16 protein-coding genes and 6 tRNA genes are annotated in these 24,023 nt (G+C 47.2%); 10 read left to right on the top strand and 12 right to left on the bottom strand.

Annotated elements, in window-relative coordinates; genetic code table 11:
• Nucleotides 1-192 precede the first annotated feature (192 nt).
• Both LX69_RS13965 and LX69_RS13960 read right to left on the bottom strand, forming a co-directional pair.
• Nucleotides 193-276 (bottom strand) — tRNA-Leu (locus LX69_RS13965).
• Between the two features lie 8 nt (nt 277-284).
• A tRNA-Gly gene (locus LX69_RS13960) sits at nt 285-357 on the bottom strand.
• 413 nt (nt 358-770) lie between these two features.
• On the opposite strand from LX69_RS13960, the gene LX69_RS13955 reads away from it, so the two are divergent.
• Both LX69_RS13955 and LX69_RS13950 read left to right on the top strand, forming a co-directional pair.
• Nucleotides 771-2,222: a glycoside hydrolase family 16 protein gene (locus LX69_RS13955; protein WP_111446665.1), complete on the top strand. Its 1,452-nt coding sequence runs from the start codon at nt 771-773 to the stop codon at nt 2,220-2,222.
• Between the two features lie 172 nt (nt 2,223-2,394).
• Nucleotides 2,395-4,221: a peptidase U32 family protein gene (locus LX69_RS13950; RefSeq protein WP_146260751.1), complete on the top strand. Its 1,827-nt coding sequence runs from the start codon at nt 2,395-2,397 to the stop codon at nt 4,219-4,221.
• Nucleotides 4,222-4,292: 71 nt separating this feature from the next.
• Here LX69_RS13950 and LX69_RS13945 read toward each other — a convergent pair whose 3' ends face one another.
• Nucleotides 4,293-6,227, bottom strand: coding sequence for a TonB-dependent receptor plug domain-containing protein (locus LX69_RS13945; RefSeq protein ID WP_170124406.1), 1,935 nt, complete (start codon nt 6,225-6,227; stop codon nt 4,293-4,295).
• Between the two features lie 1,118 nt (nt 6,228-7,345).
• On the opposite strand from LX69_RS13945, the gene LX69_RS13940 reads away from it, so the two are divergent.
• The 4 genes from LX69_RS13940 to LX69_RS13925 all read left to right on the top strand — a co-directional run bounded on the left by LX69_RS13940 (nt 7,346) and on the right by LX69_RS13925 (nt 12,792).
• Nucleotides 7,346-9,127, top strand: a complete 1,782-nt coding sequence (locus LX69_RS13940) for an aminopeptidase P family protein (RefSeq protein ID WP_111446682.1) — start codon at nt 7,346-7,348, stop codon at nt 9,125-9,127.
• A complete protein-coding gene (locus LX69_RS13935) occupies nt 9,112-10,272 on the top strand; it encodes a glycosyltransferase family protein (RefSeq protein WP_111446662.1) in 1,161 nt (386 codons plus the stop codon). The genes LX69_RS13940 and LX69_RS13935 overlap by 16 nt, the downstream gene beginning before the upstream one ends.
• A gap of 31 nt (nt 10,273-10,303) precedes the next feature.
• Nucleotides 10,304-11,737, top strand: coding sequence for a TlpA disulfide reductase family protein (locus LX69_RS13930; protein WP_170124405.1), 1,434 nt, complete (start codon nt 10,304-10,306; stop codon nt 11,735-11,737).
• Nucleotides 11,738-11,802: 65 nt separating this feature from the next.
• Nucleotides 11,803-12,792, top strand: coding sequence for a DUF4465 domain-containing protein (locus LX69_RS13925; protein ID WP_221621366.1), 990 nt, complete (start codon nt 11,803-11,805; stop codon nt 12,790-12,792).
• 14 nt (nt 12,793-12,806) lie between these two features.
• Here the strand turns inward: LX69_RS13925 and LX69_RS13920 are convergent, their stop codons facing one another.
• Nucleotides 12,807-15,017 carry a T9SS type A sorting domain-containing protein gene (locus LX69_RS13920; protein ID WP_146260750.1) on the bottom strand — a complete coding sequence of 737 codons (2,211 nt, stop codon included), beginning with the start codon at nt 15,015-15,017 and terminating at the stop codon, nt 12,807-12,809.
• Between the two features lie 203 nt (nt 15,018-15,220).
• On the opposite strand from LX69_RS13920, the gene LX69_RS13915 reads away from it, so the two are divergent.
• Nucleotides 15,221-16,672, top strand: coding sequence for a TrkH family potassium uptake protein (locus LX69_RS13915; protein WP_111446658.1), 1,452 nt, complete (start codon nt 15,221-15,223; stop codon nt 16,670-16,672).
• A gap of 370 nt (nt 16,673-17,042) precedes the next feature.
• On the opposite strand, the gene LX69_RS13910 is transcribed toward LX69_RS13915, so the two are convergent.
• Nucleotides 17,043-17,831, bottom strand: a complete 789-nt coding sequence (locus LX69_RS13910; protein ID WP_245935023.1) for an L-threonylcarbamoyladenylate synthase — start codon at nt 17,829-17,831, stop codon at nt 17,043-17,045.
• A 99-nt stretch (nt 17,832-17,930) separates the two neighbouring features.
• Here LX69_RS13910 and LX69_RS13905 point away from each other — a divergent pair, with 99 nt between their 5' ends.
• Nucleotides 17,931-18,332, top strand: coding sequence for an HU family DNA-binding protein (locus LX69_RS13905; protein WP_111446657.1), 402 nt, complete (start codon nt 17,931-17,933; stop codon nt 18,330-18,332).
• 234 nt (nt 18,333-18,566) lie between these two features.
• Here the strand turns inward: LX69_RS13905 and LX69_RS13900 are convergent.
• The 4 genes from LX69_RS13900 to LX69_RS13885 all read right to left on the bottom strand — a co-directional run bounded on the left by LX69_RS13900 (nt 18,567) and on the right by LX69_RS13885 (nt 18,955).
• A tRNA-Gly gene (locus LX69_RS13900) sits at nt 18,567-18,639 on the bottom strand.
• A gap of 16 nt (nt 18,640-18,655) precedes the next feature.
• Nucleotides 18,656-18,732 (bottom strand) — tRNA-Thr (locus LX69_RS13895).
• 7 nt (nt 18,733-18,739) lie between these two features.
• Nucleotides 18,740-18,822 (bottom strand) — tRNA-Tyr (locus LX69_RS13890).
• Between the two features lie 59 nt (nt 18,823-18,881).
• Nucleotides 18,882-18,955, bottom strand: a tRNA-Thr gene (locus LX69_RS13885).
• A gap of 306 nt (nt 18,956-19,261) precedes the next feature.
• Between LX69_RS13885 and LX69_RS13880 the strand changes: the two genes are divergently transcribed.
• The gene (locus tag LX69_RS13880) at nt 19,262-19,855 is read left to right on the top strand and encodes a DUF4199 domain-containing protein (RefSeq protein ID WP_170124404.1); all 594 of its coding nucleotides are present in this window, start codon (nt 19,262-19,264) and stop codon (nt 19,853-19,855) included.
• Between the two features lie 52 nt (nt 19,856-19,907).
• Nucleotides 19,908-20,879 (top strand): glycosyltransferase family 2 protein, encoded by a 972-nt coding sequence (locus tag LX69_RS13875; RefSeq protein ID WP_111446655.1) that lies wholly within the window; start codon nt 19,908-19,910, stop codon nt 20,877-20,879.
• 8 nt (nt 20,880-20,887) lie between these two features.
• Here LX69_RS13875 and LX69_RS13870 read toward each other — a convergent pair whose 3' ends face one another.
• The 3 genes from LX69_RS13870 to LX69_RS13860 all read right to left on the bottom strand — a co-directional run bounded on the left by LX69_RS13870 (nt 20,888) and on the right by LX69_RS13860 (nt 23,057).
• Nucleotides 20,888-21,334 (bottom strand): NUDIX domain-containing protein, encoded by a 447-nt coding sequence (locus LX69_RS13870; protein WP_111446654.1) that lies wholly within the window; start codon nt 21,332-21,334, stop codon nt 20,888-20,890.
• 80 nt (nt 21,335-21,414) lie between these two features.
• Entirely contained in the window at nt 21,415-22,338 is a 924-nt protein-coding gene (gene miaA / locus LX69_RS13865) for a tRNA (adenosine(37)-N6)-dimethylallyltransferase MiaA (protein WP_111446653.1), read from the bottom strand.
• 170 nt (nt 22,339-22,508) lie between these two features.
• Entirely contained in the window at nt 22,509-23,057 is a 549-nt protein-coding gene (locus tag LX69_RS13860; RefSeq protein WP_111446652.1) for an IS1096 element passenger TnpR family protein, read from the bottom strand.
• Between the last annotated feature and the right edge of the window lie 966 nt (nt 23,058-24,023).

Here is a 24,023-nt window from a genome sequence, read left to right as displayed (position 1 = left end):
GGTTAATTAGATATTCGTTTCATAAGGGCTTTAGCCCTCATGCATTAGTTTCAATCACTGCTCCCGCACGATTCATCACAAGGCTTAAAAAACCTCCAGGCCCCGTGTCTCCGTGTTCATTGATCACGCTTTCTACATTTCCTAACATCCCAAAATAACAAAGCCGTAAAATCTATCGATTTTACGGCTTTGTACCCGGGACGAGACTCGAACTCACACAGGCTTGCGCCCACTACCACCTCAAAGTAGCGTGTCTACCAATTCCACCACCCGGGCAACTAAAGAGCGAAAAACGGGACTCGAACCCGCGACCCCAACCTTGGCAAGGTTGTGCTCTACCAACTGAGCTACTTTCGCATTTTTTATTTGACTTTCGACCTTTCGTAAGCGGATGCAAATTTAGAGAAAAAATCATACGACGCAAGAGTTTCTGTCGAAAAAATCGATTTTTTTTCCCGTTCCTGCTTTTGTTTCTCTTAAGGTTTTGTTTGTCAGGATCGTCCTAATTGCCACTTTTCATACTATTCCCTCCACCCCTCCACCCCTCCACCCCTCCACCCCTTCACTCCTCCACTTCTCCACTTCTCCACTTCTCCACTTCTCCACTTCTCCACTTCTCCACTTCTCCACTCTTCCACCCCTCCACTTTAAAAACTTCTCTCGCTTTTTGCATAAAACAAATGTGCCAATTGTCACGACAAAACAAATTCTTTCGTATTTTTAGCCTTTGATGAACTATTACATCTTAGAGTCAAATAATCTTAATCATTATGGCAAAATTTTTAGGCATTTTCGGAAGTGATTTTCCGTCTACAGCTAAGTATGAAGCTGAACAAATGCGGTTAGCTTCTGATTATAAGCGCTTTTGTGAATATGAAGAATCCATTGTTTATAAGCGTTTTTCTGAGTTAGACACCCTGATTCATTCCGGGGATTTTGAAAAACGGGTTCAAAAACTAAAGAATGAGAAATTTAGCGATACCGAAGCGTATCGACATTATAACAGTTATTTGGCGCTGAAAAAATCAGCAGACATCAAAACTTACCTCCGTTTTGTACAAAGTGGTAAGGAAGCTAAACTTGAGAGTTTGCTCGAATCCCCTGTTTATCTCGAGTTTAAAGAATTGGAGATGATTACCCATTCTTCTGCATTTGTTGCTGCTCAAAAGAAAAAGGATTTCAAAAATAGTGACGAAGCCATTCAACTGAAGCGTTTGCACGATTTGGAAAAAAACGACGATGTTAAGTTTGTGAAACATACTTTGATGTCTGCTGAATACAAGTCTTATTCGACGGTCAAAAATTCTGCTCGATTAATCGAGTTTCAAAAGTTAGATCAGTATGTTTCTTCACAGGAATTCATCGATTTTAAAAGCTTCCTCGAGGATAAAAAACGTTTCTTCAAAAGCCAGGAATATAGCTTGTTGCAAGAATATAGCGAGATTGAAAAGAGTGATGACCATAAATGGTTTTTACAAACCAAAAAGAAATATCCATTTAAGGATATTGAGCGTTTACAACTCTCTTTTGACGACGACTTTGATGCGCAAAAATTGGATGCTTCGCGTTGGATTACCGGTTATTACTGGGGAAAAGCTTTGCTCAACGACAGTTATGTGTTGGCCGGCGAAAAACAAAATTTTTCTGATAAAAACATCCTCTCACGTGACTCGGTGGTGAGTCTCGTGACTCGCCAGGAAGCCTCTAAGGGGAAAGTGTGGGATGCCGAGCGTGGTTTTCGTCCTGTTGACTTTAACTATTCTGCGGCCATCATCAATACAGGTCACAGTTTCCGCCAGCTGTATGGTCGTTTTGAAGCCAAGGTGCGCCTGAAAAATGTGCCCGGAATGTATCATGCGTTTTGGATGTTGGGGGAGAAATCGGTTCCGCAAATCACCGTTTTCAAAACAAATCCTAAATCATCTAAACATTTTGATTGTGGCTCGTTTACCGATGAGACGGGTAAAGGCAATGTGCGCAAAACGGCGACGCTGGTCAAAGGTGCGGCTTTCGATAAAGATTATCACATCTTCACCCTCGATTGGACGCCCGGTAAATTGGTGTGGAAAATCAATGGTGAAGTGGTCAATCAGCAAACCAATAACGTGCCCGATCAACCCATGTATATCGCCTTGAGTTCTCATGTCACTGACGATAAGATTGGTAGTCTGCCCGTTGAAATGGATATTGACTGGGTGCGTTGTTATTCCTTTAAGAAATAATGTTAACCTGAGGCTTTGGCCTCAATGGGTGTGTGCAATATCTGAAATGATCTTTCTTCAATTTGTTCACCACTGGTAACGATGTCGTTTTTTCATCGTATCATGTTTGAATCAATTGGTGAAGATTTTTTCAGATATTTTTTTTGTGTTGTTTAATTGTGGGGGAGGACGATTGAAAAGAAAAATTGAATTATTGGCTCCGGCCAAAAATCTGGAATGCGGCCTGGCTGCCATTAACCATGGTGCTGATGCTGTTTACATTGGTGCGCCCAAGTTTGGAGCCCGAAAAATGGCCGGAAATAGTCTCGATGATTTGGCGCGTTTGATTGAGCATGCTCATTTTTTTAACGCCAAAGTGTATGTGGCTTTCAATACCTTGCTTTTTAACGATGAGCTGGCTGAGGCTGAAAAAATGATTCGTCAAATCGATGACATTGGGGCCGATGCCATCATTGTGCAGGATATGGGTATTCTTGAAATGCAGCGACCACCCATTCCGCTGCATGCCAGTACTCAAACCGATAATCGAACGGTTCAAAAGGTGGCTTTTCTCCAAAATGTGGGGTTCGATCAGGTGGTGTTGGCTCGTGAGTTGTCATTAGAGCAAATTAAAGAGATTCGTGCCCATACGAAGGTCAAGTTGGAGTGTTTTGTTCATGGTGCTCTGTGTGTCTGTTATAGCGGTCAGTGTTACATGAGTCAGGCCATCAATGGGCGAAGTGCCAACCGCGGCGAATGTGGCCAGCCTTGCCGGTTGCCTTATTCATTGAGCAATGCTCAGGGCAAAACGTTGCGTAGTCATCAGCATTTGATGTCGCTCAAGGATTTGAACCTGAGTCGGTATGTGGGCGATTTGATCGATGCCGGCGTCGATTCCCTGAAAATTGAGGGGCGTTTAAAAGATGTTGATTATGTGAAAAATATCACTGCTCATTATCGACGCGTCATTGATGAGGCTTTGGCCTCGCGACCTCACGTGGAGCGGGCTTCGCTGGGATATTCCATCCCTGGTTTTGTGCCCAATCCCGAGAAGAGTTTTTCCCGTGGTTTCTCCTCATACTTTTTCAATGGTCGTGGTGAGGTGATTTGGAATGTCGATTCTCCTAAATCTTTGGGTGAGAGAATTGGACGCATTGCCCGTGTTGATAAGGATTCTTTTGTGATGGATACAAAATCTTTATCCCTCAACAATGGTGATGGGTTGTGTTTTTTCTCCAAGGCAAAGGAATTGGTGGGCGTTCGCGCCAATCGTGTCGATGCCACTCGGGTGTTCCCCGCTTCTATGAAGGAGGTGTACGCCGGAGCTATCATCTTTAGAAATCACGATCAGCTATTTGAGAAAACGCTGTCTGCATCCGATCAGGTGCGCAGAATCAACGCTGTGATGTCGTTTAGCCACTTGGCAGATGGGAAATTTCAACTGATGATTACCGACGACTCCGGCTTGTGTTCCTCAAAGGATGCCGTGCTCGATTGGCAGCCTGCTCGCAGCGCCCAAGCCGATGAGGCTATTCGTAACCAATTGGCCAAAACCGGTGGAACGCCTTTAGTCGTCAACGAGGTTCTTCTCGATTTGCCTGAGGCCATCTTTATCCCGGCCAAGGAGCTCAATGCGTTGCGTCGCGATTTGGTCAATGAGCACTTGCAGGCGCGATTAAATGCTTATGTGCGTGAACGTGTGGTGATCGAACCAAACTCGGTACCTTACCTTTCATCAACGCTGGATGCATCTGCCAATATCCTGAACGATAACGCGCGTCAGTTTTATATGCGTCATGGGGTGGCGGCGGCCGAGTGGGGGGTGGAATTGCAAAATAGTAAGGTGCAAAAGGTGATGACATCCAGACATTGTCTGCTCGATATGTTGGATATGTGTTTGAAAAAACATCCCGATAATAAGATACAAATGCCTTTGACGCTTTTTAATGATAAAGATGCTTATCGGGTGGAAACCAATTGTAAGGATTGTGTGATGACTTTGACAAAAATTGAACGGTGATTTATATGCATTGTTTTATCGCCTATGAAACAAAAAAGGAACATGACGTTGAGTTCATGTTCCTTTTTTGTTTACCACTCCAGCTTCAATTTTATTCCACCCCTGATCCATCGACCTGGTTGTGGTATGTTGCCGATGTCTTCGTACGACTGGTCAAAGAGGTTGGAGGCTTCGGTGTAAATATCCACCATGGTGCTGCTCCAGGTGAGGCGCAGGTCGCATAACCAATACGATGCGTAAGATTGTGATTGATCGGCGCCATCCGTGTAGGTGCCCATGCGGTCAATCCATGATGCGTTCCACGACGCTGTAACCCGTGAAATGACTTGGTGGGTTAGCCCCACGACCAGCTTGTTACGCAGATAATCCATCACGTAACGTGAGTCGTATGTTGCATCGGATTCTTTATCTTGTTGAAGATGCAGATAATCGATGTTGATTTTTTTGATGGGGGTGAGGAAACGTACCCATTCGTTGGGCGTAAGAGACAGATAGACTTGAATGCCCGTTGTGTTCATCTCCGAAATGTTTACCGATTGGTATTTTTGGTCTGCGGATGTCCGTCCCCAGTCGATGAGTTGCGTCGAGTAGCGATAGAAACCCGTAATCCGTGATTCAATGGCGGGGCTGTGCCATCGCAACCCACTTTCAATGGCTTTCACCTCTTCGGGTTTGAGTGACCGATTGCCTTGTGCTGCTGATGTGTTATAAAATAAGTCGGTAAAAGTGGGCATCCGTAGCGAGTGGTTGTAGCCGGCCGTGATTTTTAAGTGAGGAGTGAGCCAGTAGGCTGCATCAATCCCCGGGAAATATCGGAACCGATAGTCGAGTCCCGTGTTATGGTTGGCCAGCATGCCCGCCGAAACCGTGAATCCTTTGTGTGACCACGTATGCTCGAGAAATAACGAGCTGTTGGTACGTTGAAACGATTTATTGAACCACTCATAGTCTTCGCCGGGGACTTCCACAGGGGTTCCGAGGGGGTCTCCCAGGTTGTTGCTGAAAATCGACTCGCCGCGGACCTCACCGCCAACCGACGTGTGGCCGCCTACCCATTTCACGGCTCCATTCACCGATGCGCCAAATACATCGGTCATGTGATAGTTGTGGCTGCTATACCACGATGCCGGGTTGTTGCGAAATAACTCAAAACGGTCGTGGTTCCGTCGCCAGTAAATGGCCGGGGTGAGTTTTATCAACCCTTCCGAAGTGTATTTCAAACTGCTGAAAAAGGTGCGGTTTTGTTCATACTGGTTGGGGTATTTGGGCGAATAAAAGGCAAATGCTCCAAACGATTTGTCCAAGTAACCTGTTTGCCAGTCGAGCCGATGATGCCCATTGGTGAGCATGCCTCGGTAGTATATGTTGGTCGATTTAAAATCGGTGTTTTCGGCATAACCATCGCTCTTGCTTCCTCGCAGGGTGATGAAGTTTTTGAGGTTTTTATGGTTGAGGGCCAGTGCGCCTCCTCCGCTCATAAAGCCGTGTGCACCCCCCGCGATGTCGGCATTCACTCGGTTGGTGTCGGGGGTGGCGGTGACAAAATTGATGGCTCCGCTAAAGGCGTTAGGTCCATAAGCCCGCGCTCCCGGCCCTTCTAGTATCTCGATCCGTTCAATGGCCGACAAATCCACCGGCAGATTCAACGAGTGATGCCCGGTTTGTGGATCGGTCACGTTGATGCCGTTGAGCAAAATCATCACCTGATCAAACGATCCCCCTCGAATGCTCACATCGGCCTGAACGCCAATAGGACCACGCTGGCGTAAATCGACACCCGAGAGATAGTCGAGCAAATCGCCGGCCGAGTGAATGGCCAGATCTTTCAGGTCACTGCCCGTGATCACCGACACCACTCGCGTCGTTTGTTGGTAACTCACCGATGTGCGCGACCCCATTACCTCTACCTCCGACAGATTGCCTCCCTCTATCTCTTGTTGATTTGTTTGTGCATGTGTCAATTGCATCACACTCAAAAATATGACCCCGCAAATCCATCTCCCCATGTTCTTCATCTGTTTATCTTTTTTTTCGTCACCCACTGTAGGATCACCTTGTGGCTGATGCCCATGCTCATTTCTCACAACACACCCCAATTCTCCCCGCTCTCAATTCCCTTACACCCTAAACCTCTAAACCCCTCCACTCCTAAACCCCTCCACTCCTAAACTCTTCCACTCCTAAACTCTTCCACTCCTAAACTCTTCCACTCTTCCACTTCTCCACTAAAAAACTTTCCTCAATGTCGTATCGATGTTTCACATCTTTGTTCCCGAATCAATCGGCTGCAAAAATAAAAGACTTTTGAGTGCTATTTACCACTTCCCTTACTATTCTATGTTAAAAATTCATACGCTCTTTCTCTCCTTTTTTCGAAATGGTTTATGTTTTTCTTGATGGAGTAATTATTATGATGGCCGGATGTCTTTTTGCTCTCGTATACTTCTAAATTTTTTCACTCCTATACTATTTTTCTTTTCTTCCATCTATCTACCTCCTTCGTGTCGAAGCTGTAAGGTGGGGCTCCTTTGATTGTTTTAAAATTTAGGATCATTTTCTCTAATCCTATTTGTGCGTCTGCCCCTAAATTCATTGTTTTGCTTGTTTTTGTGCTTTTGTAAGTGATTGATAGATAGTATTATGGCATGGATATTGAATGGATAATGTATAGATGGTGTATAGATGAAGCATAGATAAAGCATAGATAGTGTATGAAGAGTGCCTGAACGATTAAGTTAAATTGACTGTTTTTTGCTGTTGTCCCATTGTGTCAAAAAGTTTAAATGTGGCATGTTCGGTATTGCTCTCTTTCGAACTGCTGTCTTGCCTCTAAATTTTTTTATGCCTTTTTTATACATGCCTTTTTATTCGGCTTTATCATTTAATGATGAAATTTTTTTAGGGGCAATGGTTCTGTCTCTCTTTTGTAATCTGCTTGTTTGATAGTTGTTTTTCGACTTTTTCCATTGCGGGTGCACTTCATTCAAAAAAATTACATGCTTCCTTTGGTTTCTTTAGTGTAAAAGGGTTAAATTAGAAAATTACTTTTTAACAATAATTGCAGAGCATTTCGGTTCTGCTTTTAACCTTCATTCTCTTCATTTTCATCATTAAAAGAATCAACATGCTTCACAACGAACGTATCTTTGAACTTCGTAGCCGCATGGCTGCTGCCGGAATTCAAGCCTATATTATTTCTGATAACGATCAGCATTTAAGTGAATATATTGCCGATCACTGGAAGTTTCGGGAGTGGATGTCGGGATTTTCCGGATCTCGTGGTAAACTGGTGATTACCGAAGAAAGTGCCGGGTTGTGGGTCGATTCGCGATATTTCTTACAGGCCGAAGAGCAACTCAAAGAGACCTTTATCAAATTGTTCCGCATGGGGGAGCCCGGCGTGCCTGGCATCACCGAGTGGCTGGCTTTCGATTTGATGGCCGGCAATACCGTCGGGTTAGATGGAACATTGTTCTCGGTAGAGGACATTCGTAACTACAAGCGGGAATTTAAAAAAGCCGACTTGCGATTGGAAATCCAGCACGATTTAATGTCGGATGTGTGGCTGGGACGTCCCGATATTCCCGAATGCAATATTTTTTCGCATCCTACTGAAATTGCCGGCATGGGACGTGTGGAGAAATTGGCCGTCATTCGACAACAAATGCGCAAGTTACATGCCACTCATTACATTGTTGGGGCGCTCGACGAAATCGCCTGGGCTTTAAATTTGCGCAGTGAAGACGTGCCTTATAATCCCGTCTTTCATGCGTTTATGATTATTTCTCCCGATTCGGCCCAATTGTTTGTGAATCCTCATAAAGTGACTTCGGCCATCGGTCGTGAACTTACCGGCGATGGCATCAAAATTTCTTTGTACGAGAGTTTCTATCGAGCTATCAAGGAGATTCCTTCCTATGATACCATCTTCATCTATGACCCGCTTCGCTTAAACGCCTTGGCTGTGGATGCCTTGCATCCCGAATGTCCTAAAAAAGAGGTCAAGAGTATCATTGGCTCCCTCAAAGCCATTAAGAGTGAGGCCGAAATTCAATCCATCGAAAAGGTGATGGTGGATGATGGGGTTGCGATGATTTCCCTTTTGCATTGGCTGGAAGATGCTGTTCCCTCTGGCAAAATTACGGAGATGGATGTGGTGGCCAAGGCCAATGCGTTCCGTGCTTCGACTGAGGGGTATATGGGCGAGTCTTTTGCCACCATAGCCGGATATCAGGCCAATGGTGCCATTGTGCATTACTCTGTGACCTCGCTTTCCAATGCCGTGATTCGTCCCGAAGGCTTTTTATTAATTGATTCCGGGGGGCAGTACATGGGGGGAACAACCGACATTACCCGTACAATCGCCATGGGTAAATTGTCCCAGCAGGCAAAAATTGATTATACTTGCGTGCTCAAAGGCCACATTGCCTTGGCTAAAGCTGTATTCCCGAAGGGTACACGAGGTGTGCAGCTCGATGCTGTTGCCCGTCACGAATTATGGCGGCAGGGTTTGAATTATGGCCATGGCACCGGACATGGTGTGGGCTGTTTTCTTAATGTGCATGAGGGACCTCTGGTGCTTTCACCGTCTGACAATGGTGTGCCTCTTGAGCCTGGAATGCTCACCTCTAACGAACCTGGTGTTTACAGAGCCGGAGAGTATGGCATTCGCATCGAAAATTTGGTGTTGACTCAGGTTCGTAATGTCAGTGCATTTGGCGAGTTTTATCAGTTTCGAACCATGACCTTGTGCCCGATTGATACCGTGCCGGTGGTGAAGGATTTGCTTACGCCCGAGGAAATTGCCTGGCTCAACGATTATCACGGGCGGGTAGAGGCTGCGTTAATCAATGCCATCGACCCGGCTTTAAAAGATTTTCTGAAAGAAAAATGCAAGAAGATATAAATTCGAAGGGGACGCTTCATCTTGTTTGTTTCAATAATCCATACCCTCCCGATTACGGGGGGGTAATTGATGTGTTTTTCAAAGTGAAAGCCCTGCATGAGTCGGGGGTGCGTTTAATTCTCCATTGCTTTGTATACGGGCGACGTCCTATGCCCGAGTTGGCGCGCTGGTGCGAAACTGTTTATTATTACAAACGGCCGTTGTGGCCTCATTATTTGTTGCATTCGTTGCCTTTTATTGTGGTGTCGCGGCAAAACCCAACTCTGTTGCGCAACCTTTTAGCCGATGATGCCCCTGTATTGCTCGAAGGATTGCATTGCACGGCGTTTTTAGACACGCTTATCAATCATGGGAAGCGCGTGGCAGTGCGATGTCATAATGTGGAGCACGATTATTATCGCCATCTGGCTCAGGCAACCCGGCATCCTTTCAAACGCCTGTATTATTATCTCGAATCCCGTAAGCTCAAACGGTTCGAACCGATTTTGAAAAAAGCTACTTATCTGTTTTCTTTGTCGGTGAATGACCAAAAGTGGTTTTCATCTCAGTATGGATCAGCTGAATTGTTACCTGTGTTTCATTCCAACTACGACGTGACTTGTTTGCCTGGACGTGGCCAGTATCTGTTGATGCACGGCAACTTGAGTGTGCGTGAGAACGAAATGTCCATTGAATATCTCTTGGCGCAGGTGCTTAAGGATAGTGATTATCCCATTGTCATTGCCGGGAAGAATCCAACGGCGCATTTGAGACGTGTGGTGGCGCGTTATCCCAATGCCATGCTTTTTTCGAACCCCGATGAGGCTAAGATGCTAAAGATTCAGCAAGATGCTCACGTGATTCTTTTACATTCGCATCAGCCCACGGGCATCAAACTTAAGTTGCTCAGCTCGCTGGCCAATGGTCGTTTTGTGGTGGCCAATGGCCATGTGCTGAATGGTTCAGGTGTGGAGGCGTTGTGTGACAGTGCCGAAACTGTTGAGCAGTGGAAGGACTTGATAAAGAAGCGGTGGGAGATGGACTTTCCGTTGCAGTGCATTGACGAGCGCAGAGCTGTGTTGATGCGTAATTTTGATAATCTGGCTCATGCCAATCGGTTAATTCAGGTCTTAATGAACGATGCACCGTTAAATGAATGTTGTTGAATTAATTATCAATTGAATGAAGATAGATGCTATGAAGACCAAACAAATGCTATTGAGTGGATTGGTTTTATTCCTGGCGTTGATGAACCTTGGTGCCCAGGGATATAAAATTCAGGTTGATATTGGCGGAGTGAAAGACACTTCGGTGATATTGGGCTATTATGCTCAAAGTAAAATGTATGTGAGCGACACCATTCAGGTGGATAGCCGGGGACGTGGTGTTTTTACCGGCGAGAAGCCTTTGCCTCAGGGCATGTACCTGGTGTATCTGCCCAATCAAACCTATTTCGACTTTTTGGTGGGCAGCGATCAGCAGTTTGCCATGAAAACCCACGAGCCTGACTATGTGAAGAATCTGGTGATTACCGGTGCCGATGAAAGTGAACGTTTTTTATCGTATCAGCGGTTATTGATGGATCGTCAGACCGAAGCAAAGGAACTACAGCAAAAATTAGAAGCATTGAAGGAGCAACCCGATTCATCAAAATTCCTTCAGGAACGATTACAGCAAATGGGCAATGATGTGAAGGATTTGAGTGATCGTTTGATTCAGGAGAATCCCAAAACCATGTTGGCGCTGTTCTTAACCGGATTAAAGGCTGTGGAAGTCCCTGAATTCACGGTGGAGGATTCTGTGGTTAATAAGGACTCGGTGTTGCAACACAGACGTTATTATTACTACAAGCATCATTACTTCGACCACTTGGATTTAACCGATGATCGGTTGATTCGCACGCCATATTTTCATGGCAAGTTAGAAAACTATCTTACTAAAACCGTGATTCAGCATCCCGACACGCTCACGGCGGCTGCCATTGGTGTGATCGAAAAGGCGCGTCCCAATGCCGAGATGTTTCGTTACATGGTGCAGTACTTCTTCAATTATGCCAACGACAGCAAGATGATGGGCATGGATGCCATGTTGGTGGCATTGGGTGAAAAGTATTATCTGAGTGGTGATGCCACGTGGGCCGATGAAGAATTCCTTACAAAACTGAAGGATCGGGTGGTGAAGATCAAACCGAACTTATTGGGCTTAAAAGCTCACGATATGAAATTGGAGTCGTTGAATGGTGAGTTCTTCAGGTTGAGTGAGATTTCGGCTCCCTACACCATTTTGGCATTTTGGGAACCCAGCTGTGGTCATTGTAAAAAGGAGATTCCCGCCTTGTTTAAAGATGTGTTCGAGAAGTATAAAGACAAAGGCATTAAGGTAATGGCCGTTTATACGCAAATTGATACCAAGGAGTGGCAAGAGTTTGTGGAGGCCAATCATCTGGAAGGATTTGGATGGTATAACGTCTTTGATCGCTATCAGCAGTCGGGTTTTCGCGACCATTATGACATCTTCAGTACCCCTGTGATTTACATTCTCGATCGTGATAAAAAGATTGTGGCTAAGCGCATCGGGGTTGAGAATATTCCCGGATTTTTCGATCACGAAATCAGTCAGGGGCGTTTGTAATTTGTATTTATTCATCGTCGCTTATTTATGTTCTTTCATGAATTGGTGACTTAATGATTATTGTTGTGCAGAAACGTAAGTTGTTTTATAAGTGCTTTATAGTGTTGTCGGTATTGTCCGTTGTGATGGTGGCCTGTGAGGAAGAAAAGCCAATGCCAGCTCCCCAAATTCATTTGAACATGCCCGATGGTGGTTATGAGCTGGATTATGATTCGGTGTTGGTGCTCGATCCTAAAATTACTTACGATTACGAATCTACTTATCAATGGCTTCTCGACGGTCAGGTGGTCTCAACCGAAAAGACATTGCACCTCGAGCCCGATACATTGCAATCGTACCAATATACGTTTGTGGTGCAAAACCCATCGGGGAGCGATACGCTGGTGGTGCCGGTCAATGCCATGCGGATCCTTTATTTCGAAGAGTTTGGGCTAAAAAAAGACACCTTTTATTGCAATCCGCAGGTGGGTAACCTGACTTCCAAAGGAGTGACATTTCCTTTTCAGTATGTGGCCGGCGATGAGGCTTCTACATGGAACGGGTTTGCCCTGAGCAGCATGACCAACACATCTGTGCGTACCCTCAAAAATCCCTTTAGTGCCAATGTGGGCTATGGTTCCGATAAAAGTATGTCATATTTGGTGTGTCATCAGCAGGATGTCGAAACCGGCGTGACGGTGTCGTTCGACGACAATCGCGTGTATCGCATTCGCAGTGTGGACGTGGTCAATACGGCTTACATGGTGGGCGCCATCAAAAATGGAACCGATTTACTGTCGCCTTTTGGCGAGGGTAAACAGGATGCCTTTGTGCTTGGGGTGCGAGGTTTTCGTGCCGACGGTAGTGTTAGCGGGGAGCTGCTTTTTTATCTTGCCGATTATACACGTGAGGTGAAAACCGAACGTTATGCGCTCGAAAAATGGGCCACCATCGACCTTCGTGAATTAGGCCGGGTGCAGAAAATTGAGATGAAACTCTTTTCCACCGAAGGCTCGCTGAATCCTAAAAATACGTTGAGCTATTTCTGTCTCGACAATCTGAAGTTGATGGACTAATCAGTTTCAGATTGTTAATGGGTAATGATCACTTTTTGGGTGATGACCTGTTTGTTGAAGTAAAACTTCATGGCATAAATGCCTGCCGAGAGGTGGGTGACGGGCATGTTGTCGTTGCTATTCTTGCTGCCAAGGTAACATTGAGCGACCTTTTGCCCGTTTAAATTAATCAGTTCTACTTTCTGGAGGATGTCGTTGCCCCATTCGTAATGGATGATCTCGCGGGCAGGATTGGGATATACCACCACGTATTCGTCCGTTTTGATGCTGTCTTCCGGGTTTTCTGCGTTTTTAAAGGTAATGTCCGAAGCCAGCAGTTCCAGGTAAGCCGATGTTTTAATGCCCGATGGATGTAGTTCGTTAAATGCCGTCCAAATGCCGTTCTTGTGCAGGTAAACCGTGTTTCGGGTGCGTTGTGTTGACGGTTGCATCCAGTAAATGCCTATGGAGTCGGTGGTGGCATAGTTGTACGATACCGAAATGCTCACAGGTGTATTCACGACAAGGGGTGATATGAGTCGCACAAAGTTCTCGGCCGGTGCTTTGAGGGTCGAGATCACCACGCTGGTGTCGAGCAGTGGTGTGTTGGCGCTGTTGAACTCTTCGCCGCTCCATATCTTAATGCCAATGCTTTGTTGGGATGTTGCCGTGCGTTTGCCTGCCATCAGGTAGATGCCATGCAGTGTGGCTCTTTCGATGGTGTCGAATTTTTCGGCCATGGCAGTGTATTTCGAGGCATTGTGTCCCAGCCAAAAGCCGGTTTGGTAGTTGTCGCGCAGCACGGGTGTTTCGCCGGTCAGGCGGTTGGTGATGCGTTTCACCCCACGACTTTCGTAAAAGTCAAATCCCGGCATCGATGTGACGGCAAGGGAGGCATGGTCGGGATTGAGCCATGTTTTGAGTTTTTTATTGATGTCGGTTTGGTAATCCCATGCTTTGTTGACGCGTGCAAAGTAATCGTTGAGCGGACGGTTGCAGGTGGCTTCGCCGCCCGAGAGGGTGCCTATGATTTGCTGGTTGCTGTTGAATAGGCCGCATCCCGATGAGCCGCCTTCGGTGGTACCCACATCCCATTTGCTCACCCGCCAATGGGCATCGGTGGCAAAAGTGTAGGCCGGGTTGCTAAAGGAGGCTTTGGTGGGTGCTGATTGTGATGATGCATATTTTTTAACATCGCCCATGGGATGGTGAATGGAGTGCACCGGTGCCTCTTGTGTGTCGGCCACGTACCATCCTGCCCAGTAGGGACGATACGAAACGGGCGGCATCTGTTGCATGTTTATGAGCATCACATCCAGATTGTCGTCGGCAATCACAATTTGGCCGCCGCTCATCGACTGCATTCTGTCGCCTTCAATGCCCGATTGGCAGTCGGGCACTTGGTAGTTGAACAGGTACACAAAAGCCGGATTGGTATAGTTATTCTTCAGACAATGATTGGCACTGAGTACATACGGGGTGCCATCGTTAAGGGAATTGTTGACCAGGGTGCCGGTGCAATATTCCCGACCATCGACCACCAAACGCACCACGGCACGGACATGTTCGTCCTGAGCCACCGGGGCACAGCTCACATCTACGTTGCAAGATCCCGCATCGTTGAACAGCCCCACTTTTTCGGTGGCATAAAAGTTCTTGAAGTCGTGGTTGACGGCACTGATGAGGATGTCCGGTTCGTCTTCGACCCAAGCATCCTGACTGTATTCAACAATGATGCGATCGCCTGCCACCGGGATGGTGGCAAATACACCCTGCGAGGTGTGGCTTTGATTGGTGAAACTGCCAATGACGTGCCCCATGTCGGCCGAAAAGATGAACATGCGTGCCCCGTCGGGAATGTTAAAGCGGTCGAAGAGCAGGTTGAGCGTGTAAGCGCCCGGCGAGCTGATGCCCAGTCGCCAAACGCGCGTGCCATTGTTGGTGATGCTCCACTGTCCCGAATTGGATGGGGTGTAGTTGACGAAGAATGGGTGGGCAAAGCGCGTAGTTTTAAGCATCTCCTCATCGGATGTCTCGTATATGGCGGCATCGAATGGCGGCATGATTTCGAATTTCAGGTTGGACGATGCGCTTTTGAGTCCGTTGGTTTGTGTTTGCCATAACGGTTTTCCGCCAAAGCTGAGTTGAGCCTGGGCGAAAGAATAGCATCCGATGAGGATGACCAAAAGGGTCAGTTTTCGGACGATGGTGGTGTGCTGATTTGTAGAGGGGGATATTGGTTGCATGCGTTTGGTCAAAAAAAAGAGCTGATTGTTACGTTGCTTTGTGTTTACTTTTATTTGGAATTAAGGTTGCGATGCTTGGTCGAAAATTGAACGTTCAAAGATAGCTGTTTGTAAACGAGTTTGGTTGAATGCCCTCTGTTGGGTGGTCTGTTTTTTGGTTGTTTGGTTTTTAATGCATTATTTTAAGCGTAATTATTGTCGAAATGGTCAATTTTAAAGTCATCATCCGTACTTGGGGTTCGTTATTGATAATTGAGAGCGTTTTCCTGCTCATCAGCTCATTGGTATCATTATTATATGGTGAAAGCGATTTTATTTATTTTTTACTTTCCACGGCAATCAGTGCTACGGTGGGCGGGGTGGCCATTTGGCAGGGACGCGGTGCCGGTAAGCAGTTTGGGAAACGCGAAGGTTATATAATTGTAGCCATGGTGTGGGTGGTATTTTCGTTCTTTGGGATGATGCCTTATTGGCTGAGTGGTGCCATTCCCGGTTTCACCGATGCCTTTTTCGAAACCATGTCGGGCTTTACCACCACGGGAAGTTCCATATTAAATAACATTGAGTCGATGACCCACGGGGTGTTGTTTTGGCGAAGCATCACCCAATGGCTGGGAGGGATGGGGATGATTGTGTTGTCGTTGGCTGTGTTGCCCTTTCTTGGTGTGGGGGGTATGGCGCTGTTCGAGGCCGAAGTGCCGGGATTGACCTACGACAAGCTGCAGCCTCGCATTACCGATACTGCTCGACAGTTATGGTTAATATATTTGGTGTTGACTCTGGTCCAATCCCTGTTGCTGTTTGTTGGTGGCATGGATTATTTCGATGCCATTTGTCATTCGTTTACCACCATGGCTACGGGCGGTTACAGCACCAAGCAGGCCAGCATCGCGCATTGGGATTCGGCTTACATTCAATATGTCATCACCTTTTTTATGTTTTTGGCAGGGGTCAATTTCACGTTGCTGTATGGTTTGAGTCGAGGTAAATTTTTACGACTCAAGGGGAATGATGAATTCCGGTTTTATTGGGTGACTGTGTTAGGCGTCAGTGTTTTGATTGGAGGGGTTTTGTGGATGATGAACACTTATACAGGCGCCGAGAAAGCCTTTCGTGATGCGTTATTTCAGGTGGTTTCGATTGTTACCACCACCGGATTTGCCACGGTCGATTTTATGATTTGGCCTTCGTTTGTGGTGGCGATTGTGTTTTTGTTGATGTTTTTTGGGGGATGTGCCGGCTCCACGGCCGGGGGGATTAAGATTGCCCGCATCAATTTGTTAATTAAGAACAGTGGTTTTGAGATGCGACGACTCATTCATCCTAACGCGGTGATTTCGGTGCGAAGCAATGGCAAGGTGGTGCCACAGTCGGTGTTGTATAATGTGTTGGCCTTTGTGGTGGTTTATTTGATGATTGTGGGGCTGAGTACCATCGCATTTTCAGCCTTGGGGTATGACCTTTCCACTTCGTTGGGGGCGGTGGCCACTTCGATTGGGAACATTGGTCCGGGACTCAACGAGTTGGGGCCGGCTTTTTCGTTTTCGCAAGTTCCTGCTGTGGGCAAATGGTTCTTGGCATTGCTCATGCTGGTGGGACGTTTGGAACTCTTTACCGTGATACTTCTGTTTTCGCCCGGTTTTTGGCGTCATTAGTGATTGCAACTAAAGTATGGGCTAAAGCCCTTCTGTAACGATTATCTAATTAGCCCCAGCCTGAAGGCTGGGGTTAATAGCAGGATTGGGCATTGGATCAAGTGTGCAAAGCAGTAAGGAACCTCCCCAAGCCCCATCGGAGCCAAAGCAATCACTGTCTGTTTGGTTAAGTGTGGCATCCAACAACGCTTTCGCCCGTTGGGGCTATGCGGCCTAACCTTTATGTAGGCGTCTTGACTGTTATAGTTCATGTGCCTATTTTAATTTATATAAATGCAACGCGCTACAAATGAACTCAGCGCCTTAGGTCTCCGCGTTTATTCTCTTGTCATTCCGCATTCTCCATATTAGGGATCAATCGTCGATGACATCAGATCTCCAAAATGCCTTTCCCCTGGCGGAGTATCTGATAGTCGTAGGTGGTGCAATCGACCACCGTTGAAGGGGTGTTGTCGCCATAACCGCCATCAATGACCAGGTCGACGCGGTTTTCCCATTTCTCGTGTATCAGTTCGGGGTCGGTGGTGTACTCAATGATGTCGTCTTCGTCGTAAATAGAGGTGGAGAGTACCGGGTTGCCCAGTTTGGCCACAATTTCGCGAATGATGTTATTGTCGGGCACACGGATGCCCACGGTTTTTTTGTTGTTTTTGAACAGCTTGGGCACATTGTTGTTGGCCTCCAGCACAAACGTGAAGGGGCCGGGAAGATGCCGTTTCATCAGTTTAAAGGTGCTGTTGCTGATGGGTTTGGTAAAGTCGGCAATGTGGCTCAGGTCGTGACACACAAATGAGAGGTTGGCCTTTTTGATGTTAAAGCCCTTGATGCGGCAAATGGCCTCTACGGCCTTGGTGTTGTTGATGTCGCATCCCAGTCCGTACACGGTGTCGGTGGGGTAAATCACCAGTCCGCCATTGGCTAGTGTTTGCACGGCTTGGTCGATGGACTTGGGATTGGGGTTTTCGGGGTAGATTTTAATGAGCATCGATGTGGTGTTTTTGTTGTATGGGTGCAAATATACGGCACCATTTTGGGTTATGGCCGATAACCCGGTGATTTTTATGGTGAAACATCCGTTGGGGACTGTTTTGATGTCGAACAGAAATATTATATTCGACCTTCCGGCCGGTGTCAGGATGGGGTGCAATGTCGTTTTCATGACAAGCATTCACAAGCAAGCGTTCATCGCAGATGAATGTTGTGCTGACGCCGCTTGGCCGCCGCTATTAAAAAATCTACATTAAATCATACACCACCCATGGCCATACCTTACGTACTTATTCCTCAAACGCCTCCCGGAAACCCGCATTCGACACCCAAATATTATGCACGCGCCAAGAGCCGCCGGGAATTTACCTTTCGTCAGTTGAGTCAGGAAGTCGCCCAGGCATCCACCACCGTGAGTGACACCGACATGATGGCGGCCCTCAATCTGCTGACCAAAATCATGAAACGGCATCTCGAGAATGGTGAAATTATTCGCCTGGGCGATTTTGGATCCTTCCAGATTTCGATCACCAGCGAGGGAGCCGATTCGCCAGCGCAGTTTACCTCCTCGCTCATCAGAGGTGGCAAAATCTTGTTCCGCCCCGGTACAGATCTTAAAGAGATGCTGACCACTTTGAAATACGAAAAGGTCGAATCATCCATTTGGCCGTGAACAATGATTGAAGTCCTGCTTGTGTTTTTATCGATTCACCGCGGTCGATTTTTATTTCACCGCGGTGATTTTAAATTTCACCGCGGTGAATTACCTAAAAGCCCGCCGCCTTTTTCATAAAAGGCGGCGGGCTTTTGGTGCATTAATCCTTAGCTTTTTCAAATATCCCCGGGCGGGGTCGGAGCTTCATGCCAATAAAAAAGGGACACACATTTCTGTCTGTCCCTTTCGTTGAGCGGGAAACGGGGTTCAAACCCGCGACCCTCAGCTTGGAAGGCTGATGCTCTATCAACTGAGCTACTCCCGCGTTATGTTTTTTTGAATGGAGCCGGTGGAGGGATTCGAACCCCCGACCAGCTGATTACAAATCAGCTGCTCTGGCCAACTGAGCTACACCGGCAAAAGAGTGGGGAGAGGAGGATTCGAACCTCCGAAGTCGTAAGACAACTGAGTTACAGTCAGTCCCATTTGGCCACTCTGGTATCTCCCCAATATCTTTTATTCAATCTTTTATGTTAGTACCAAACTTCCATTGAAGTTTGTCCTCCGAGCCGGTGGAGGGATTCGAACCCCCGACCAGCTGATTACAAATCAGCTGCTCTGGCCAACTGAGCTACACCGGCGGGTGGGTAAGCGATCCATATCGCACCGCTACAACCGTCTACCCTTGCTGCGGTCAAGCCCTGGGGGAGTTCAACAGGAGCTGGTCGTATGGGACTTACCCGTTTCGCGGATGCAAAAGTAGGGTTTTTCCCATTTCCTGCAAGTATTTGGTGCTTCTTTTTGCTTAAAAATTGCAAGTTTTTTGTTATCCTTTTGATTTGTAGATGCTTTTAAATGCACTTTTTTTCGGCTAAACTTTGGCTGTCATTCTATCGCCAATGTAAAATGGATATTTATCTTTGCTCATGATTAAAAAAAGCGATTCAATGACGACTTCACAAGGATCGGTGTTCGTGAAAGGCACCATGCGTTATGGCTTATATGTGGGCGGAGGCATGGTGGCTTCTGCTCTGTTGTTTTATATGTTAGATCTCGACCGGTTTGGTTTGGTGGGGATGACGGCTCTGACGGTGTTGTTTGGTTTTGGCCCCATGTTGTTGGGAATGATCATCACCATGAAACGGTTTCGCGATGTGGAGAACCGTGGCTGGCTCACCTATCGCGAAGGGATTCGGTTTGGCACGTGGCTTATGTTTTTTGCCGGCATCATCATGGCTGCCTATTCACTGGTGTTTACCACCGTCATCGATCCCGGTTACGAAGTGCGCAAGCAAGAGGCGCTGCTCGACAAAACGGTTCAGTTTTACGAACAGGCCAATATGAAGGATGCCGACATTGAAAAGCAAATTGTGTTTATCGAACAGGCCATTGATGAATCGCGAAAGGCCTCCCCTCTGTCGGTGGCATTGTGGTCCATCCCGCAAACGGCGTTTTATGGATTGTTGATGGCCTTGGTGGTGGCTGCCTTCCTCAAGCGCAAGCAGGATCCGTTTGCGCAGGCCATGCAGGAGGTGTCGTGAAGACTCATATTCCCGGTTGTCGGGTTCGTTTAATTATTGAAAAGAGAATATCATGGATTTAAGTTTGGTCATCCCGCTATACAACGAAGAAGAATCGCTCACCGAGCTCATCGCCTGGATTCGACGGGTGGTTGATCCCCTCGGTTGGCGTTACGAAGTGATTTTGGTTGACGATGGCAGCAGTGACCGTTCGTGGCCTGTGGTGGAGGCTTTATGTCAGGACAATGAGATGGTGCGTGGCATTCGTTTTCGGCGCAACTACGGTAAGTCGGCCGCTCTGTTTTGTGGTTTTGAGGCCGCCCGGGGGCAGGTGGTCATCACCATGGATGCCGACTTGCAGGACAGTCCCGAAGAGATTCCCGGCCTGGTGCAGATGATTCGTGCAGAGGGTTACGACCTGGTGAGCGGATGGAAGAAGAAGCGTTACGATCCCCTTGGCAAAACACTTCCCAGTAAGTTGTTTAACCGCACAGCGCGATGGGTGTCGGGCATCCGTTTGCACGATTTCAATTGTGGGTTAAAAGCCTATCGTAGCGAGGTGATCAAAAACATCGAAGTGTATGGCGAGATGCACCGTTACATCCCCATATTGGCCAAGCAGGCCGGTTTTGGACGCATTGGCGAAAAGGTGGTGCAGCATCAGGAGCGCAAGTATGGCGTGTCGAAGTTTGGCATGGAGCGCTTTCTCAAGGGCTTTCTCGATTTGATGTCCGTATCGTTTATCTCAAAGTTTGGCAAGCGACCCATGCACCTGTTTGGCGGGTTGGGCACCATCATGTTTATGGTGGGGTTTGTGTCGGCCGGGCTACTAGGGGCACACAAGCTGTGGGCTGTTTATCATCAACTGAGGGCGCCGCTGGTCACTTCGAGCCCCTATTTTTACATTGCCCTAACGGGGATGATCATTGGCACGCAATTGTTTCTGGCCGGCTTTTTAGGCGAATTGGTGTCGCGCAACGGGTCGGAGCGCAACAGTTATAAGGTGGCCTCGCGTGTGGGGTACCGTCCCGAAGATGGTCGATGAAGAGGTCGTTAGCCGATTTCCGATTTTAAAAGATGTAACACATGCCTGTCGATGGGGAACGATAACTCCGCGGCAGGCATGTTTTGTATGTGAGCCCATCGAAACGACTGGGCGCCTTCGCGGTGTTCAAAGTCGTGTTTTCGGGAGGAGGTGATGAGTCGCTCGGGATGGATGAGTTGTGCCTTGTAATAGATGCTCAGCAGTTGGGTGTGGTCGTAAAACAGTGCTTTTTGAAAGAAGTCGGTGGTGTAAAAGTGGCCGGTGATGCGGATGTCGAGGCCGGTTTCTTCTTTCATCTCTCGATGCAGGCAGTCGAGGGTTCCCTCGCCGTACTCGAGTCCGCCACCGGGCAGCTTGGTCATGAGGGTTCCCATCACGAATTCGTCGGACAGGAGCAGTTGGTTTTGTTGGATGATGATGGCGTAAACGCGGATGTTGAAGCGCGGCTCGGGCATGGTAGCAGGGTGTTGCGGATGAAAAGAGAAAGCCGGCCTCAGAAATAAAACGCTGTAAACCGCGAGAAAGATGAAACAAATCAGGCCGGCTTTCCTTTTTGATGGATGGTGTCGATCACAAATTTAATGATTTTTTCGCTCTCGGCAGGATGAAACCAATGCATCTCTTTGTCGCGTCGAAACCACGAGAGCTGTTTTTTTGCGTAACGACGCGAGTTGCGTTTGATGAGTTCAATGGCCTCAGGCAGCGTGCAGTTGCCGTCGAAGTAGTCGAAGAGTTCGCGATAGCCCACCGTGTTGAGGGAGTTGAGGTGGCGCAGGTGATAGAGTTGTTTGGCTTCGTCCTCCAGTCCCTGTTGCATCATCATGTCCACCCGTCGGTTGATGCGGTCGTAGAGTTCCTCACGATCCATCTCGAGCCCGATTTTGAGAATGTTGAAAGGGCGATCGTGTTTGGGTTTGGTGCGCAGGTCGCTGTAAGGTTTGCCGGTCATCATGCAAATTTCCACGGCGTGAATCACGCGCTTGTGGTTTTGTAAATCCATTTGGTTGTAAAACACCGGGTCGAGTTGCTTAAGGAGACGTCGGATGGGGTCGATGCCTTCTTCGCGGTATTGGCGGGCCAGGTTTTCGCGCAGCTCGGTGTCGATGGTTGGCAGCTCGTCGATGCCGTTGCACAAGGCGTCGATGTACATCATGGAACCGCCGGTGAGGATGATGGGGTTGATCTGCGGGAAGAGGTCGCGTGTGAGTTGAAGCACGTCCTGCTCAAACTGCCAGGCATTGTAATAATCGGTAACCGAGTGGGTGGCGATGAGGTAGTGGGGCACCATGGCCGTTTGCAGGGGTGTGGGCGCTGCGGTGCCGATGTACAGTTCCTTGTATATTTGGCGCGAATCGCCCGAGATGATGACCGAATTGAATTGCCTGGCCATTTCGATGGAAAGGTCGGTTTTGCCAATGCCCGTGGGGCCGGTGAGAACAATGAGCCAGTTGGTTTTCAAATGGTGTGGGGGATTTATTTTGTTGAGACGCCTTAAAAGGGCGTCTTTACCGGATGCGCCTTAAAAGGACGTCTTTGCTGGAGACGCCTTAAAAGGGCGTCTTTATCGGAGACGCCTAAAAAGGGCGTCTTTACTGGAGACGCCTAAAAAGGGCGTCTCTACAGGATGGATTAATAATCTTCGCGGAAATCCATGCCGAAGCTGTCGAGATCCACGTCTTCGTCGATGCCTTCTTCGTATTTAAAAAAGTCGTCGGCTTCGTCTTCTACGTCCAGTAGGTCGCTGTCGGGTTCGCCATTGTCGGCCATCAGGTCGGGCATGATTTGTTCGGGCGCATCACCTTCTGATTTGATGATTTGTGGTGCCGGGATTGTTCCGTTTTGGATGTTGCAGATTTCCATGAAAAAGGCTCTCTCGGCAAAGAAGTCGAAGACGTAGAGGAATCGCTGTTTGTTGCTATGAACGTAATCGGCAATCACGCATTGATCCATGACGCGGATGTCGGGATTTTCGCCGTCCATCATGTCCATGAGTGTGATTTCGGTTTCTTTGTTCCAGCCCTCGTCGGTGGTGAAGAATGATGCCATCATGGATGGGTCGTAGTTCATTTCTTGCTGCAGAAAGTTATGAAGGGTCAGGAAGTTGTCTTCTCCGTCGATGGTCACCTCGCGGATGAAATCGTCCGATTCGTTAGATATGATGCGCAGTGTGTAAATCATGAGCGTCGATTGGGTGAGTTATAACTGTCAGTTTTATAAATGATTCCATTTTTTTTGGAAGGCGCAAATTTATAAAAAAATCCTAAAGAGAAGTTCACGCTGAAATGTACTTTTCACAAAAGAGACAAGAAGATGATGAGACTAAAGACAGATAGATTAGACTGAAGAGACGAAGGTCACGGATCTAAATATCTGTTTTTTCATCTCATCATCTGTCTCTTCGTCTGACATCTTTTTCTCTTAACTAAACGACATTGAAACGCATTCAAAGTGATGGATGCGATTTGTGGAGAGGCATTGTTCGTGTTTTTCGGAGTAGATTCAAAGAGATTTGGGATTGAAGAATGGTGCAGATGAAGTTATTAATTTTTGGTGGAAAAGGAAATGGATGGCAGCATCGGGTGATGATCAGAGTTTTGAGTAACGCCCTTTTGATAGGGAGAATTGAAGGGGTGAGAGAAGGTTTGATTTGACACGTTTAGAGAGGGTGTTTTAGAGTGTCTGTTTGCACTATTTGACACAAAGGGGTGGGGCTGAAAATGGCGCTATTTAACTAAACTTTTCAGGCACTCTTCATACACTATCTATGCTTTATCTATGCTTCATCTATACACTATCTATGCTTTAAGGTGGGGTTTGATTTTTGAATCCCTTTGCTGGTGCGGGTTGTAGAAGGTTGGGTTTTGGGGTGGAAGGGCGAATTTTGGGTTTTTGTGGAAAAGGGTGTGGAGAAAATGACACTAATTTTTGAGGGTTTGGTGTGTGTTGAATTGTGTGGTGAGAAGGAGGGTTTTTGTTAAATAATAGGAGATCAACGCAGAGATGTAACGGTGCAGAGTTGATTCGTAATATCACACGTTTGATAAAAGATTAGATGGCTCATGAGCGTGGTTATGGGGGTGTCCGCGAATTGAACGAATTCTTTGCTGACGCAAAAGAGACTGGGGTGGTTAGTTTGCTTTGGAT

This window comes from Breznakibacter xylanolyticus (genome assembly GCF_003254275.1).
Taxonomy (GTDB): Bacteria; Bacteroidota; Bacteroidia; order Bacteroidales; family Marinilabiliaceae; genus Breznakibacter; species Breznakibacter xylanolyticus.
Note: the sequence above shows the minus strand (reverse complement) of the source record. Positions and strands in the feature narration are given on the sequence as shown.

Bases quoted from the DNA above. Each gene is read 5' to 3' on its own strand.
- LX69_RS13955 (WP_111446665.1), top strand. From the start codon at position 771: ATGGCAAAATTTTTAGGCATTTTCGGAAGTGATTTTCCGTCTACAGCT.
- LX69_RS13875 (WP_111446655.1), top strand. From the start codon at position 19,908: ATGGATTTAAGTTTGGTCATCCCGCTATACAACGAAGAAGAATCGCTC.
- LX69_RS13920 (WP_146260750.1), bottom strand. From the start codon at position 15,017: ATGCAACCAATATCCCCCTCTACAAATCAGCACACCACCATCGTCCGA.
- LX69_RS13945 (WP_170124406.1), bottom strand. From the start codon at position 6,227: ATGGGGAGATGGATTTGCGGGGTCATATTTTTGAGTGTGATGCAATTG.
- LX69_RS13930 (WP_170124405.1), top strand. From the start codon at position 10,304: ATGAAGACCAAACAAATGCTATTGAGTGGATTGGTTTTATTCCTGGCG.
- LX69_RS13860 (WP_111446652.1), bottom strand. From the start codon at position 23,057: ATGATTTACACACTGCGCATCATATCTAACGAATCGGACGATTTCATC.
- LX69_RS13915 (WP_111446658.1), top strand. From the start codon at position 15,221: ATGGTCAATTTTAAAGTCATCATCCGTACTTGGGGTTCGTTATTGATA.
- LX69_RS13880 (WP_170124404.1), top strand. From the start codon at position 19,262: ATGACGACTTCACAAGGATCGGTGTTCGTGAAAGGCACCATGCGTTAT.
- LX69_RS13935 (WP_111446662.1), top strand. From the start codon at position 9,112: ATGCAAGAAGATATAAATTCGAAGGGGACGCTTCATCTTGTTTGTTTC.
- LX69_RS13905 (WP_111446657.1), top strand. From the start codon at position 17,931: ATGGCCATACCTTACGTACTTATTCCTCAAACGCCTCCCGGAAACCCG.
- LX69_RS13940 (WP_111446682.1), top strand. From the start codon at position 7,346: ATGCTTCACAACGAACGTATCTTTGAACTTCGTAGCCGCATGGCTGCT.
- LX69_RS13870 (WP_111446654.1), bottom strand. From the start codon at position 21,334: ATGCCCGAGCCGCGCTTCAACATCCGCGTTTACGCCATCATCATCCAA.
- LX69_RS13910 (WP_245935023.1), bottom strand. From the start codon at position 17,831: ATGAAAACGACATTGCACCCCATCCTGACACCGGCCGGAAGGTCGAAT.